The organism is Acidovorax sp. A1169 (assembly GCF_030704685.1).
Lineage (GTDB): Bacteria > Pseudomonadota > Gammaproteobacteria > Burkholderiales > Burkholderiaceae_C > Acidovorax.
This window is the reverse complement of the sequence record NZ_JAUZDX010000001.1, coordinates 140,820-154,382: the sequence shown is the minus strand read 5'-3', so window position 1 is coordinate 154,382 and position 13,563 is coordinate 140,820. Positions and strand designations below refer to the sequence as shown.

The window sequence follows — 13,563 nt, the reverse complement described above, 5'->3', positions numbered from 1 at the left end:
GTCGTTTCTCTCCGCATTCAGCGTGTGTTCAGTGGGGGGCGGGCATGGCGGCCGCGCCGGATCGCCGGCCCAGCTTGCGCTCGCCCACCAGCCACTGGATGAGGGCAATGGCCAGCGACATCAGCACGATGAGCACCGTGCAATAGGCCAGGGCCACGCCATAGTCACCGTTGCCCACGCGGCCGATGATGTAGGTGGTGGCCAGCTCGTTCTCGGCCGTGACCAGGAAGATCACCGCGCTCACGGTGGTGATGGCGCGCACGAAGCTGTAGACCAGCGCGGCCACCAGGGCCGGCTTGAGCAGCGGCAGCACCACGTGGCGCAGGGTCTGCACACTGCCGGCGCGCAGCATCAGCGAGGCTTCGTCGAGCGAGCGGTCGAGCTGCTTGAATGCGGCTGTGCCGGCGCGCACCCCCACCGGCAGGTTGCGGAACATGAAGCACAGCACGATGATCAGCGCCGTGCCCGTGAGCTCGAATGGCGGCACGTTGAAGGCCAGGATGTAGCTCACGCCCAGCACGGTGCCGGGGATGGCAAAGGCCAGCAGCGCCGAGAACTCGAACAGCCCCTGCCCCCGGAACTCGGTGCGCGCCAGCAGCCAGGCGATGCCGATGCCCAGCGTGGCCGTGAGCGGCGCCGACAGCGCGGCCAGCTTGATGGTGGTGAAGAACGAGTTCCAGGCCGTGCCGGCCCAGACCATGCCGAACTCGCCCCACTCCACATTGAACGCGGTGCGGAAGTGGTTCAGCGTGATGGTGTAGTCGCGGCCCCAGGTCTGCACGAAGCCGCCAGCCAGCGCGAACAGGTAGACGATGAGGGTGAAGGCCATCCACGGCAGCGCCACCGAATGCACCACGCGGCGCACGCCGGTGGGCAGCGGCATGGCAATGCCTGCATCGCCCTTGCCCGAAACCGTGGTGAAGTTCTGCCGTCCGAGCAGCGCGCGCTGGATGGCGAACACCGCCAGCGCGAACAGCGTGAGGATCCACGCCAGCGAGGCCGCGCGCCCCTGGTCGTACTGCGCCCCGACGATGGCAAAGAAGATCTCGGTGGACAGCACCGAGAACTGCCCGCCCACGACGATGGGGTTGCCGAAGTCGGCCATGCTCTCGATGAAGCCCACCAGGAAGGCGTTGGCCAGCCCGGGCTTGAGCAGCGGCAAGGTCACCGTCATGAAGGTCTGGTGCGGGCTGGCGCGCAGGGTCTGCGCCGCCTCTTCGAGGCTGGGCGCAACGCCCTGCACCACGCCGCGCATGATCATGAAGGCGATGGGGGTGAAGGCGAAGGTCTGCGCCACCCACACGCCGAGCCAGCCATAGAACCAGCGCGAAGGCGTGATGCCGAAGGCGTATTCCAGGAACTGGTTGAACACGCCCGCGCGGCCGAACAGCAGGATCAGCCCCAGCCCCACGACGAAGGGCGGCGTGATGATGGGCAACAGCGCCACGATGTTCAGTGGCCGTGCATAGCGGCGCGAGGCGCGCTCGGCCATCAGCGCCATGAAGGTACCGAGCAGCGTGGTGCTGGCCGCCGTCATGAGGCCCAGGAACAGCGTGTTCCAGGCCACGCCGCAGCGCTGCCCGCCGGCCAGGCACGCGAGGCCGAAGTTGCGCTCGTGCGCCACGCGCTCCCACAGCACGGCCAGCGAGAACGGACCATCCTCGAGGAAGAAGGCACCACTGAGTGCCTTGAGCACCGGAAACACGATGAACAGTGCCAGCAGGCTGCCCATGCCGAGCACAGCCGCTGCCACGAACAGGTCGCCCTTGAAGTAGCCGCGCCGCGCCACGCCGAACGCTGCCAGCACCAGCAGGGCCGTAAGCACCACGAAGCCGCCCCAGCCCACGCCGGGCTGGCGCATGGTGAGTTCGCCGAAGCTGGCATTGAGCCAATCGAAAGCCCAGCCGCGTGCGCCGATGGCAAAGCCGCTGACCAGCAGGGACACGAGGCCCAGGCCGCCACCCAGCACCAGGAAACCGCCCTGCCTGCGCCCGGCGGGCAGCAATGCGCCGAAGCCGGCGATCACCAGCCCCAGCAGCGCCAGCCAGAGCCAGGGCCGCCCGAAGGCAGCGGCCTGCATGAGGCCGCTGCCCGTCTGCGCCTGGCTGAAGACCTGGCCCAGCACGGTGAGGCCATTGGCGTCCTGCTGGGCATACCAGGGCAGCGCCACATAGCCCGCGAGGCCGAGGGCCAGCCACACCCACACAGGCTGGTTGACCGCAGGCCTGCCGGCCGGCGGTGACTGCAAAGCGTGCGCCGACATCAGCGCCCGGCGTTCTGGACGTCTTTTTCCCAGCGGGCGATCAGGCGGCGGCGCTCGGTGCTGGCGCCGTACTTGGCATAGTCGTAGTTGATGAGCTTGATCTTCAAGGGGTCCGTCATGCGCGGATCCTTGGGCACCAGCGTGTTGCTGGGCAACTGGAACTGCTTGGCCGCCAGGCCGAACTGCTGGCCTCCGGGTGTGAGCGCCCATTCATAGAACTTCTTGGCCGCCTCGGTGTTGGGGCCGTTCTTGACGATGCTCATGGAGCCCACTTCGGCGCCCGTGCCCTCGGAGGGCGTGACCGAGCCCACGGGGAAGCCGTTGACGGCTTCGGTGGTCACGTCGTGCACGAAGCTGATGGACACCGTGGTCTCGCCGCGCGCGGCGGCCTTTACCGGGGCCGTGCCGGAGCGGGTGTAGGCGCTGATGTTGGGGTGCAGTGCCTTGAGGTAGTCGAAGGCCTTTTCCTCGCCCATGATCTGCACCAGCGTGGCGATCATGCTGTAGGCCGTGCCGCTGGAGGCGGGGTTGGCCATCTGCACCTCGCCCTTGAACTCGGGCTTGAGCAGGTCGGCCCAGGACTGGGGTGGGTTGAGCTTGCGCTTGGCCAGCAGCTCCTTGTTGTAGCCAAAGCCCAGCGGGCCCAGGTACACGCCCACCGTGCGGTATTTGGAGTCTGCGGCCTGCTTCTGTGCCCAGGGGTACAGCTGCGTGAGCTGCTGCGACTTGTACTCGAGCGTCAGGCCCTGCTCGGCCGCCTGCAGGTGCGGGTCGCCCGTGCCGCCGAACCAGATGTCGGTCTTGGGGTTGGCCTTCTCGGCATTGAGCTGGGCGAGCGCCTCGCCGGAGCCCTTGGCCGTCATGTTGACCTTGGTGCCCGTGGTCTTGGCGTACACGGTGGACATCAGGTTGCACCACTCGGCCTGCACGGAGCAGATGATGTTGACCTGGCCCTGGGCCATGGCGCCGCAGGCCGCCAGGGCCAGCGCAGTACCCGCGATAAATTTCTGCATCGATGCTCTTTCTGTGATCGTCTGTTATGTGTCAATATGATGACAAACATCGTAGTGAACTCCCATGCCAACGGCCAGGGGGATAACGAGAAGTGCGATTCACATCCCGAGGGTGAACCGCAGTTACCAATATTGAAGGAACCCAGTTACCATCAATTGTTGTCACACAGGCATTCATGAACACACACGCTTCAACTCCCGCACCTGTGCGCCCTGCTGGACCATCCGGCACCGGGTGCCGTCCGGCCTGTGGCCGCGGGGGCTGCTGACATGCTGGACCGCATCACCGCCTCCCTGACCTCCCTGGCCCCGGCCGAGCAGCGCGTGGGCAAGCTCGTGCTGGCCGACCCACGCAGCTTTGCGCGCCTGCCCGTGCGCGAGCTGGCCGAGCGCGCCCATGTGAGCAAACCCACCGTGGTGCGGTTTTGCCGCAGCATGGGCTACGACGGCCTGGCCGACTTCAAGCTCAAGCTGGCGGGCAGCGTGAGCGAGGGCGTGCCCTTCATCCACCGCAGCGTGGATGCCGACGACAAGACCGGCGACGTGCTGGTGAAGGTGGTGGACAACGCCGTGGCTGCCTTTTTGCAGTACCGCAATGCCGCCAGCACCGTGGCGCTGGAGCGCGCCGCAGAAGCCATCGCCGCCACCTGGAAGACGGGGCGGCGCATCGAGTTCTATGGCGTGGGCAATTCGGGCATCGTGGCCCAGGATGCGCAGCACAAGTTCTTTCGCCTGGGCGTGACCTCGATTGCCACCAGCGATGGCCACATGCAGGTGATGAGCGCCACCCTGCTCGGCCCGGGTGACTGCCTGGTGATCATCTCCAACTCGGGCCGCACGCGCGACCTGATGGATTCGGCCGACATCGCGCGCAAGAACGGCGCCACCACCATCGCCATCACGGCCAGCGGCTCGCCACTGGCCAGCACCTGCCAGATCCACCTGGCCGCCGACCACCCCGAGGGCTACGACCGCTACAGCCCCATGGTGTCGCGGCTCATGCACCTGCTGATCATCGACGTGCTGGCCACCTGCGTGGCCCTGCGCATCGGCGCGCCGCTGCAACCCATCCTGCAGCAGATGAAAGAGAACCTGCGCGCCAAACGCTACGCGTAGGCAGCCCCTTGCCTTTTACGCAGCGACCGGTGCCCAGCGCTTGAGCACCAGGGTCGCGTTCACCCCGCCGAAGCCAAAACCGTTGAGCATGGCATGCTCCAGCGCCATGGGGCGGCTCTTGAGCGCCACCATGTCCAGCCCCTGGGCCAGCTCATCGGGCTGCTCCAGGTTCAGCGTGCCGGGCACGATCTGGTCGCGCAGGGCCAGCGTGGTGAAGATGGCCGCCACCGCACCGGCCGCGCCGAGCAGGTGGCCCGTGGCCGCCTTGGTGGAGGCGATGGCCACCGATTTGCCGGTGCCGAACACGCGCCGGATGGCAGCGAGCTCGCCCCGGTCACCCACATAGGTGGAGGTGGCATGGGCGTTGAGGTGCTGCACCTCGCTGGCCGCCAGGCCCGCCTGGGCCAGCGCGATCTCCATGGCACGGCGCGCGCCATCGCCGTCCTCCGGGCCGGAGGTGATGTGGTGGGCGTCGGCCGAGGTGCCATAGCCCACGACCTCGGCCAGCGGCGTGGCGCCACGCGCCAGCGCGTGCTCCAGCGATTCGATCACCAGCATTCCCGCGCCCTCGCCCATCACGAAGCCATCGCGGCCCGCATCGAAGGGGCGCGAGGCCTGCTCGGGATGCTCCGCGAAGCCGGTGGACAGCGCCTTGGCCGCCGCAAAACCGCCCAGGCTCACGCGGTCGATGGTGGCCTCGGTGCCGCCGCAGACGGCGATATCGGCCTCGCCGCAGCGGATCATGCGTGCGGCGTCGCCAATGGCCTGCACGCTGGCCGCGCAGGCCGTCACCGGTGCACCGATGGGCCCTTTGAGCCCATGGCGTATGGAGACCTGGCCGGCCGCCAGGTTGACCAGGAAGGACGGTATGGTGAACGGCGACAGGCGCTGCGGACCGCGCGTGTCGGTGGTGCGCACGGCCTCGGCAATGGCACCGAAGCCCCCGATGCCCGAGGCAATCACGGTGGCCGTGCGCTGCTGCTCCCTCTCTCCTGTCGGCGCCCAGCCGGCCTGCGCCAGAGCCTGCTGTGCGGCGCCCAGGGCGAAGGGGATGAAGCGGTCCATCTTGCGCTGGTCCTTGGAGCTAGCCACGGTGTCGGGGTCCCAGCCGCCTTCGGGGTCCTGCTCCTTCGTGGGCACAGCGCCACCGACCTTGGCCGCCAGCCCCTCCACCACCGCATCGGGCAGGCGGCGCAGGCCCGAGGCGCCCGCCAGCAGGCGGCGCCAGGCCAGTTCCACCCCGACCCCGAGGGGCGAAACCAGGCCCATGCCCGTGATCACCACGCGCGGCAGGCGCAGGCCCTGGCCCGGTTCCTGTGTTCCCTTGTGTTCATTCACCATCGCTTTACCCTTTCAGTGCGCGGCGCAGGCCACGCATTTATGATTGCGGGCGTCATCATAAGTGTGTTGGTGCATTTTGCGTACGACCATCATCAAAAAGAGGTTTCCACCATGAAAGTCTCGAAGGCGCAGGCCGCAGAAAACCGCCAGGGCATCCTGGATGCGGCGGCGCGCCTGTACCGCGAGCGCGGCCTGTCGGGCGTAGGCGTGGCCGATATCACGCGCGATGCGGGCCTGACCCACGGCGGCCTGTACCGGCACTTTGAAAACAAGGATGCGCTGGTGCGCGAAGCCTGCGCGCGCGCCTTCGACTGGTCGATTGCGCCGCTTGACGGCATGGATGCAGGCACCGCAGGCCTTGCGGCGCGGGTGACGAGCTACCTTTCCCCCCAGCACCGCGACCACCCGGGTGAAGGCTGCCCCGCAGCGGCACTGGCGGTGGATGCAGCGCGCGCGGGCAGCGATCTGTCGGAGGTGTTCGCCCAGGGCATCGAGCGCAACATCGAGCGCTTTGCGCGCGTGATCGAAGGCCTGGACCAGGGCGACGAGCCCAGCGCCGAGGGCCGCGTGCGCGCGATGCAGATGCTGGCCACCATGGTGGGCGGGCTGGTGCTGGCGCGTGCCACGGCGGCGGGACGGCCTGCGCTGTCCGACGAGATCCTGGCGACACTGCGCGAACACCTGACCGCACAACCCCAACACCGCTGAAACGCGGCGCCGTTGAATGGAGCAGCCCCATGGCAAAGGGCTCCCGAAGGAGCCCTTGCAGTGGTCATCCAGAGGCCCAGGCGTGCTTACTGGATGCGCCCCTCTTCCACCGCATGGCAGGCAATGCGGATACCGCCGATGTTGAGCAACTGGGGACGCTCGGTGCGGCAGCGGTCGTTCACATGCGGGCAGCGCGGGTTGAAGGCGCAACCGGGTGGCGGATTGAGCGGATTGGGCACCTCGCCCTGCACGGGGGTGCGCGCCTTGCCCGTGTCGTGCATCTTGGGGATGGCGTCGAGCAGCATGCGCGTATACGGATGGCGCGGGTGGTCGAACAAGGTGTGCTTGTCGGCCAGCTCCACCAGGCGGCCCAGGTACATCACGCCGACCTGGTCGCTCACGTGGCGCACCACGGCCAGGTTGTGCGAGATGAACAGGTAGGTCAGGTGGCGCTCGCGCTGCAGGTCCTTCATGATGTTGAGCACCTGCGCCTGCACCGACACGTCGAGCGCCGAGGTGGGCTCGTCGCACACCAGGAATTCGGGCTCGGTGGCCAGGGCGCGCGCGATCGAGATGCGCTGGCGCTGCCCGCCCGAGAACTGGTGCGGGTACTTGACCATGTCCAGCGGCGACAGGCCCACCGACTTCAGCAACTCGCCCACGCGCTGCTTGAGTTCGGCCTTGTCGGTGATCAGGCCATGCTCGCGCAGCGGCTCGCCAATGATGTCCTCGACCAGCCAGCGCGGGTTCAGGCTGGCGTACGGGTCCTGGAAGATCATCTGGATGCGCCGACGCATGGCGCGCGCATCGTTGCCCTTGAACGCGGCGTGGGCGTCCTGGTTGTCGAAGGTGAGGCCGCCGCGCGTGGGCTCGTACAGGCCCACCAGCAGGCGCGCCACGGTGCTCTTGCCGCAGCCCGACTCGCCCACCAGGGCCAGGGTTTTGCCCTTTTCGATCTCGAAGCTCACGCCGTCCACCGCATGCAGCAGGGTGCGCGGCTTGCGCTCGATCATGCGGTTGAGCCAGGGGGCAGAAACGTCGAAGGTCTTGGCCAGATCGTGCGCCTGCACGAGCGGCTTGCCGGGGCTTGCGGTGGAGGAAGGCACGGCGCTCATGCGGACACCTCCGCCGTGGCAGGGGCGTGCAGCCAGCAGGCGGCGCGGGTGGAGCCGGCAGGCATCAGGTCGGGGCGGTCGACCATGCAGCGGTCGAAGGTCTTGGGGCAGCGCGGGTTGTAGGCGCAGCCCTTGGGGATGGCGTTGAGGCGGGGCATGGCTCCGTCGATCTGGTTCAGGCGTTCACGGTCCACCGACATATCGGGGATGGAGGCCATCAGGCCGCTGGTATAGGGGTGGGAGGGCTTGTTGATGACATCGTGCACGGGGCCGATCTCGGCCACGCGGCCGGCGTACAGCACGGCCACGCGGTCGCAGGTCTCGGCGATCACGCCCATGTCGTGCGTGATCAGCATGACGGCGGCACCGCGCGATTTGCAGATGTTTTTCAGGAGCGTGATGATCTGCGCCTGGATGGAGACGTCCAGGGCCGTGGTCGGCTCGTCGGCGACGATGAGCTTGGGCTCGGCCGCCAGGGCCAGGGCGATCACCACGCGCTGGCGCATGCCGCCAGAGAACTGGTGCGGGTAGTGGTCGATGCGCTCGGCGGCCGCCGGGATGCCGGTGTCCTGCAGCAGCGAGATGGCGCGCTGGCGCGCTTCGGCGGCATTCACGGGCAGGTGGGCCAGGATGGTCTCGGTGAGCTGGCGGCCCACGGTGTACAGCGGGTTCAGCGAGGTCAGCGGGTCCTGGAAGATGGCGCCGATGCGCCGCCCCCGGATGTGCCGCATCTGGTCGTTGCTGAGGTTGTCGATGCGCTGGCCCTCCAGCAGGATCTGGCCCGAGGCCACGCGGCCCGGCGGTTCGAGCAGGCCGATGATGGCCGCGCCAGTGAGCGACTTGCCCGCGCCGGACTCTCCCACCACGCCCAGGATCTCGCCGGGCGCGATGGAAAAGGAGATGTCGTCCAGGGCGCGCAGGGTACCGCGGCGGCTCGGGAATTCGACTACGAGGTTTTTGACTTCTAGAAGACTCATGGGAATATCGCTTTTCTTGTTCTTGTTCAACGCAGACGCGGGTTGAGTGCGTCGCGCAGCCAGTCGCCCAGCAGGTTCACGGACAAGGCGATGAGCACCAGCATGGCGCCGGGGAACACCGTGATCCACCATTCGCCCGAGAACAGGTAATCGTTGCCGATGCGGATCAGCGTGCCCAGCGAGGGCGAGGTGGGCGGCGCACCCACGCCCAGGAAGGACAGCGTGGCCTCGGTGATGATGGCGGTGGCCACCTGGATGGTGGCCAGCACCATCACCGGGCCCATCACGTTGGGCAGCACGTGCTTGCGCATGATGCGCAGCGAGGACACGCCCGTGACGCGGGCGGCCTGCACGTATTCCTTGTTGCGCTCGACCAGGGTGGAGCCACGCACGGTGCGCGCGTACTGCACCCAGCCGGTCAGCGAGATCGAGATGATCAGCACCCCGAAGGCCAGCGACTCGTGCGCGTTGGGGAACAGTGCCCGGCCGACGCCGGCGATCAGCAGCGCCACCAGGATGGCGGGGAAGGACAGCATCACGTCGCACAGGCGCATGAGCACCGCGTCGATCCAGCCACCGCGAAAGCCGGCCAGCAGGCCGAAGGCCACGCCAACCACCACGGACAGCAGCACCGAGGCAAAGCCCACCACCAGGGAGATGCGTGCGCCGTAGATCAGTGCCGAGAGGATGTCGCGCCCCTGGTCGTCGGTGCCCAGTGGGTATTTCATGGAGCCCTCCGCGATCCAGGCAGGGGGCAACCGGGCGTCGCCGAGCTCCAGCGTCGCCAGGTCAAAGGGGTTGTGGGGGGCGACCCATCCTGCAAACAGGGAGCAGAACAGGCATATCAGGGCGATCACCGCCGCAACGATGGCCATGGGCGATGTGCGGAAGCTGTAGCCAACGTCGCTGTCAAACCAGCGGGCAAGGGTTGTTTTCATTGTGGGAAACCAGTGGGCAGACAGCACGCACGGCGCGGGTAGCGGTCGTGGTGGCTGTCTGCTGAAATGTCCGTCTCTAACTAACTCACTAACTCGGTCAACGGCAGTGGGCTTACTTGATGCTCATCCACTTGAAGGGCATGAAGTTGTCGGCCAGCTGGACCAGCGTGACCTTCTTGCTCACGCCCCAGGCCAGCGCCTGCTGGTGCAGGGGCAGCGTGCCCACGTCGGCGGCATGGATGTCGAAGGCTTCCTTGATCATGGCGTTGCGCTTGGTCTTGTCGGTCTCGGACTGGATCTTCTTGGTCAGCTCGTCCACCTTGGGGTTGCAGTACGAGCCCAGGTTGAACTGGCCCGTGCCCTTGTCGTCCACGCAGGCCACCAGCGCATTGAGGGCGTTGTGCGAGTCGTAGGTGGCAGGCGTCCAGCCCAGCATGTAAAAGCTGGTGTCGCGGCGCAGGATCTTGGGGAAGTAGGTGCCCTTGGTCTCGGCCTGCAGGTTGATCTTGACGTTGATACGCGAGAGGTTGGCGGCCACGGTCTGGCAGATGCGGCCGTCGTTCACGTAGCGGTCGTTGGGGCAGTTCATCGACACTTCGAAGCCGTTGGGATAGCCGGCCTCGGCCATGAGCTTCTTGGCGGCTTCCACGTCATACGGCAGGCGCTTGGATTCGGACTCGAAACCGTTGATGCCAGGGCCCACCAGCAGTGCGGATGGGTTGGACGCACCACGCATCACGGTCTTCTTGATGCCTTCGATGTCGATGGCCTGGTAGAAGGCCTGGCGCACGCGCTTGTCCTTGAAGGGGTTCTTGCCCTTGACGTTGGAATACAGCAGCTCGTCGCGCTTCTGGTCCATGCCCAGGAAGATGGTGCGCAGCTCGGGGCCGGTGATGGCACGGGTGTTGGCGCTGGTGTTGACGCGTTCGATGTCCTGCACGGGCACCGGCTCCATCACGTCCACTTCGCCCGACAGCAATGCCGCCACGCGCGTGGCGTCGTTGCCGATGGGGGTGAACACCACTTCGGTGGCGTTGCCTTCGATCTTGCCCCAGTAGCTACCGTTGCGCGTGAACACCGAACGCACGTTGGGCTGGCGCTCGCGCAGGCGGAAGGGACCCGTGCCGTTGGCCTTGAACGATGCGGCGTTCTCGACACCCTTGCGGCGGTCCACGGGGACGGTGGCCTGGTTGGTCTCGCACCACTTCTTGCTCATCATGTACACCAGCGAGACGACGTCGGGCAGGATGGGGAAGGGGCTCTTGGTTTCGATCTCGACGGTGTGGTCGTCGATCTTGCGCACTTCCTTGAAGTCGTTGGTGTAGCTCTTCATGTCCGAGCCTTCGACCTGGGTGCGGGCGAAGCTGAACAGCACGTCGTCGGCCGTGAAGGGGGTGCCGTCGTGGAATTGCACGCCCTTGCGCAGCTCGAAGCGCCACACGGTGGGGGAGGTTTGCTTCCAGCTGGTGGCCAGGGCCGGGGCCAGGCTCAGGTCCTTGTTGCGGCCGACCAGCGGCTCATAGACGTTGCCGGTGACGCTCAGCTGCAGCGATTCGTTGAGCGAATGCGGGTCCATGGACAGCGAGTCGCCCTGGTTGGCCACGCGGATGGTCTGCGCATGGGACACCACGCTGGATGCAGCCAGCGCGGCGAACAAGGCCGTCATGGCGATTTTTTTCTGGAATGTCATGCAATGCTCCTGGTGGGTGAAAGGGGGTGGCGGTACAAGAGGAAAAAAGGCGCCGGTACCTGGTGCTCCGTCAGAGCGTGGGCAGGGGCATGGCCTGCTCGATCAGGCTGGCGTGCAGTGCCGAGCCCAGCGGCAGGATGTCGTCGTTGAAGTCGTAGCGGCTGTTGTGCAGCGCGCTGCCGCTGGCGCCCGTGCCCTGCCCTATTCGCAGGTAGGCCCCGGGTTTGTCCTGCAGCATGAAGGAGAAGTCCTCGGCGCCCATGCTGGGCTCCAGGTCGCGCACCACATGGTCGGCGCCCAGCAGCGACTCGGCGACGTTGCCGGCGAAGAGCGCCTCGTCCTCGGAATTGATGGTGGCCGGGTAGATGCGTTCGTAGTGCACGGTGGCCGTGGCGCCGAAGCCCAGCGCAATCGCGCTGCACAGCTCCTTGAGGCGCTTTTCGACCATCTCCTGCACCAGCGGATTGAAGGTGCGCACGGTGCCCACCAGCGTGGCCGAGCCCGGCAGCACGCTGAAGGCCCCGAGGTCACCGGCCTGCATGGCGCACAGGCTGACCACCGCGCCATCGAGCGGGCGCACGTTGCGCGAGACGATGGTCTGCGCGGCGGTGATGATGTGCGCGGCCACCAGCATCACGTCCACCGTCTGGTAGGCGTGCGCGCCATGGCCGCCGCGGCCGGTGATCTCGATGGTGATGCGGTCGGCCGCCGCCATCATGGCGCCGGAGTTCAGGCCCACCGTGCCGGGCGCCATGGCCGGCCAGTTGTGCATGGCGAAGATCGACTGCACGGGAAAGCGCTCGAACAGGCCGTCTTCCATCATCACGCGGGCGCCGGCAAAGCCTTCCTCGCCAGGCTGGAAAACCAGCACGGCCTTGCCGTCGAAATTGCGGGTTTCGGCCAGGTAGCGGGCGGCGCCCACCAGCATGGCCGTGTGGCCGTCGTGGCCACAGCCGTGCATCAGGCCCTGCTTGCAGGACTTCCAGGAAAAGTCGTTGTGCTCGGTGAGCGGCAGCGCGTCCATGTCGGCACGCAGGCCTACCATGGAGCCGCTGGCTGTGCTGCGCCCGCGGATCACCGCCACCAGCCCGGTGCGGCCGATGCCGTCGTGGATCTCGTCCACGCCGCAGACCTTGAGCGCCTCCTTGACCCGGGCACTGGTGTAGACCTCTTCGAAGCCCAGCTCGGGGTGCGCGTGCAGGTCGCGGCGCAGGGCCGTCAGCTCCGGATGGAACTGGGCGATGTGCGCAAAGGCCCGGCCGCCCGCCTTGAGTCGGGGAGCCTGCATGTCAGTGGCCTCCGGCCTTGCCCACGCGCAGGCGGGGGTCCACCGCAAAATACAGCAGATCCACCACCAGGTTGATGACCACGAAGATCAGTGCGATAAGGCACAGGTAGGCGGCCATCACGGGGATGTCGGCAAAGGTCACTGCCTGGATGAACAAGAGGCCCATGCCTGGCCACTGGAACACGGTCTCGGTGATGATGGCGAAGGCGATCAGGCCACCGAGCTGCAGGCCGGTGATGGTCATCACGGGCACCAGCGTGTTCTTGAGCGCATGGCCGAAGTGGATGGCCCGGTTGGACAGGCCGCGGGCGCGCGCGAACTTGATGTAGTCGGTGCGCAGCACCTCCAGCATTTCCGCGCGCACCAGGCGCATGATCAGCGTGAGCTGGAAGATCGCCAGCGTCACCGCCGGCAGGATGATGTGGTGCCAGCCCTTGGCCTTGAGCAGGCCGGTGCTCCACCAGCCCATCTGCACCACCTCGCCTCGACCGAAGCTCGGGAACCAGCCCAGGTGCACGGCAAACACCAGGATCAGCAGGATGCCGATCAGGAAGGTGGGCAGCGAGACGCCCAGCAGCGACAGCGTCATGAACAGCTGGCTGGTGAAGGTGCCGCGCTTCAAGGCTGCGTACACGCCCATGGGCACGCCGATCGCCAGGGCCATCACGGCCGCTACCAGCGACAGCTCCAGTGTGGCGGGAAAGCGCTCGGCGATCAGGCGCGAAACCTTGGCGCCCTGGCGCAGGCTCAGGCCGAATTCGCCCTGGGCCGCATTCACGAGGAAGTGGCCGAACTGCACGAAGAAAGGTTTGTCCAGGCCCAGCGCCACGCGCAATTCGCGGATCTGGTCGGGGGTTGCGTCCTGGCCCAGCAAGAACACCACGGGGTCTCCGACGTACTGGAACAGCATGAAGGAGATGAAGGCCACGGCGACCATGACGATCACGGCCTGGATCAGGCGGCGCAAAATAAAGGCAAGCATCAGAGAGTCGAGTGTGTATTCGATGGGACGCCTTGGCCACTTTTGGTGGCGGGGCGCTCGTGGGGGTCGTGTCGAAAAAAAACCAGGGAGAGCAAAGGCCCTGAGGCCCTTGCCCTCCCTCTGCAAGGATAG

At 66.9% G+C, this 13,563-nt stretch carries 11 protein-coding genes; 2 read left to right on the top strand and 9 right to left on the bottom strand.

The annotated features are described in order from the left end of the window. Positions 1–28 precede the first annotated feature (28 nt). Positions 29–2,263 (bottom strand): iron ABC transporter permease, encoded by a 2,235-nt coding sequence (locus QYL93_RS00675; protein ID WP_305741864.1) that lies wholly within the window; start codon positions 2,261–2,263, stop codon positions 29–31. After that, positions 2,263–3,276: an ABC transporter substrate-binding protein gene (locus QYL93_RS00670; protein WP_305741863.1), complete on the bottom strand. Its 1,014-nt coding sequence runs from the start codon at positions 3,274–3,276 to the stop codon at positions 2,263–2,265. Before QYL93_RS00670 ends, QYL93_RS00675 begins: the two co-directional genes overlap by 1 nt. Positions 3,277–3,546: 270 nt before the next feature. On the opposite strand from QYL93_RS00670, the gene QYL93_RS00665 reads away from it, so the two are divergent. Beyond that, on the top strand, positions 3,547–4,392 hold the full coding sequence (locus QYL93_RS00665) for a MurR/RpiR family transcriptional regulator (protein ID WP_057200264.1): 846 nt from the start codon (positions 3,547–3,549) through the stop codon (positions 4,390–4,392). A 15-nt stretch (positions 4,393–4,407) separates the two neighbouring features. On the opposite strand, the gene fabF is transcribed toward QYL93_RS00665, so the two are convergent. Next, positions 4,408–5,733 (bottom strand): beta-ketoacyl-ACP synthase II, encoded by a 1,326-nt coding sequence (gene fabF / locus QYL93_RS00660; RefSeq protein ID WP_305741862.1) that lies wholly within the window; start codon positions 5,731–5,733, stop codon positions 4,408–4,410. A 111-nt stretch (positions 5,734–5,844) separates the two neighbouring features. Between fabF and QYL93_RS00655 the strand changes: the two genes are divergently transcribed. Then, the gene (locus tag QYL93_RS00655; protein ID WP_305741861.1) at positions 5,845–6,441 is read left to right on the top strand and encodes a TetR/AcrR family transcriptional regulator; all 597 of its coding nucleotides are present in this window, start codon (positions 5,845–5,847) and stop codon (positions 6,439–6,441) included. Between the two features lie 86 nt (positions 6,442–6,527). Here QYL93_RS00655 and QYL93_RS00650 read toward each other — a convergent pair whose 3' ends face one another. The 6 genes from QYL93_RS00650 to QYL93_RS00625 form a co-directional block, all read right to left on the bottom strand. Next, complete coding sequence (locus QYL93_RS00650; RefSeq protein ID WP_305741860.1) at positions 6,528–7,556, bottom strand: ABC transporter ATP-binding protein; 1,029 nt, start codon at positions 7,554–7,556, stop codon at positions 6,528–6,530. Then, positions 7,553–8,533: an ABC transporter ATP-binding protein gene (locus QYL93_RS00645; RefSeq protein WP_305741859.1), complete on the bottom strand. Its 981-nt coding sequence runs from the start codon at positions 8,531–8,533 to the stop codon at positions 7,553–7,555. Before QYL93_RS00645 ends, QYL93_RS00650 begins: the two co-directional genes overlap by 4 nt. A 26-nt stretch (positions 8,534–8,559) precedes the next feature. After that, positions 8,560–9,471: an ABC transporter permease gene (locus QYL93_RS00640; protein ID WP_007856606.1), complete on the bottom strand. Its 912-nt coding sequence runs from the start codon at positions 9,469–9,471 to the stop codon at positions 8,560–8,562. 112 nt (positions 9,472–9,583) lie between these two features. After that, complete coding sequence (locus QYL93_RS00635) at positions 9,584–11,161, bottom strand: ABC transporter substrate-binding protein (RefSeq protein ID WP_305741858.1); 1,578 nt, start codon at positions 11,159–11,161, stop codon at positions 9,584–9,586. A gap of 70 nt (positions 11,162–11,231) precedes the next feature. Beyond that, the gene (locus tag QYL93_RS00630) at positions 11,232–12,449 is read right to left on the bottom strand and encodes a M20 aminoacylase family protein (RefSeq protein ID WP_305741857.1); all 1,218 of its coding nucleotides are present in this window, start codon (positions 12,447–12,449) and stop codon (positions 11,232–11,234) included. Between the two features lies 1 nt (position 12,450). Beyond that, complete coding sequence (locus QYL93_RS00625) at positions 12,451–13,431, bottom strand: ABC transporter permease (RefSeq protein ID WP_179682018.1); 981 nt, start codon at positions 13,429–13,431, stop codon at positions 12,451–12,453. Between the last annotated feature and the right edge of the window lie 132 nt (positions 13,432–13,563).

What these genes read in the sequence shown, in the direction of transcription:
- QYL93_RS00675 (WP_305741864.1), bottom strand. Translation starts at nt 2,263, where the DNA reads ATGTCGGCGCACGCTTTGCAGTCACCGCCGGCCGGCAGGCCTGCGGTC.
- QYL93_RS00670 (WP_305741863.1), bottom strand. Translation starts at nt 3,276, where the DNA reads ATGCAGAAATTTATCGCGGGTACTGCGCTGGCCCTGGCGGCCTGCGGC.
- QYL93_RS00665 (WP_057200264.1), top strand. Translation starts at nt 3,547, where the DNA reads ATGCTGGACCGCATCACCGCCTCCCTGACCTCCCTGGCCCCGGCCGAG.
- fabF (WP_305741862.1), bottom strand. Translation starts at nt 5,733, where the DNA reads ATGGTGAATGAACACAAGGGAACACAGGAACCGGGCCAGGGCCTGCGC.
- QYL93_RS00655 (WP_305741861.1), top strand. Translation starts at nt 5,845, where the DNA reads ATGAAAGTCTCGAAGGCGCAGGCCGCAGAAAACCGCCAGGGCATCCTG.
- QYL93_RS00650 (WP_305741860.1), bottom strand. Translation starts at nt 7,556, where the DNA reads ATGAGCGCCGTGCCTTCCTCCACCGCAAGCCCCGGCAAGCCGCTCGTG.
- QYL93_RS00645 (WP_305741859.1), bottom strand. Translation starts at nt 8,533, where the DNA reads ATGAGTCTTCTAGAAGTCAAAAACCTCGTAGTCGAATTCCCGAGCCGC.
- QYL93_RS00640 (WP_007856606.1), bottom strand. Translation starts at nt 9,471, where the DNA reads ATGAAAACAACCCTTGCCCGCTGGTTTGACAGCGACGTTGGCTACAGC.
- QYL93_RS00635 (WP_305741858.1), bottom strand. Translation starts at nt 11,161, where the DNA reads ATGACATTCCAGAAAAAAATCGCCATGACGGCCTTGTTCGCCGCGCTG.
- QYL93_RS00630 (WP_305741857.1), bottom strand. Translation starts at nt 12,449, where the DNA reads ATGCAGGCTCCCCGACTCAAGGCGGGCGGCCGGGCCTTTGCGCACATC.
- QYL93_RS00625 (WP_179682018.1), bottom strand. Translation starts at nt 13,431, where the DNA reads ATGCTTGCCTTTATTTTGCGCCGCCTGATCCAGGCCGTGATCGTCATG.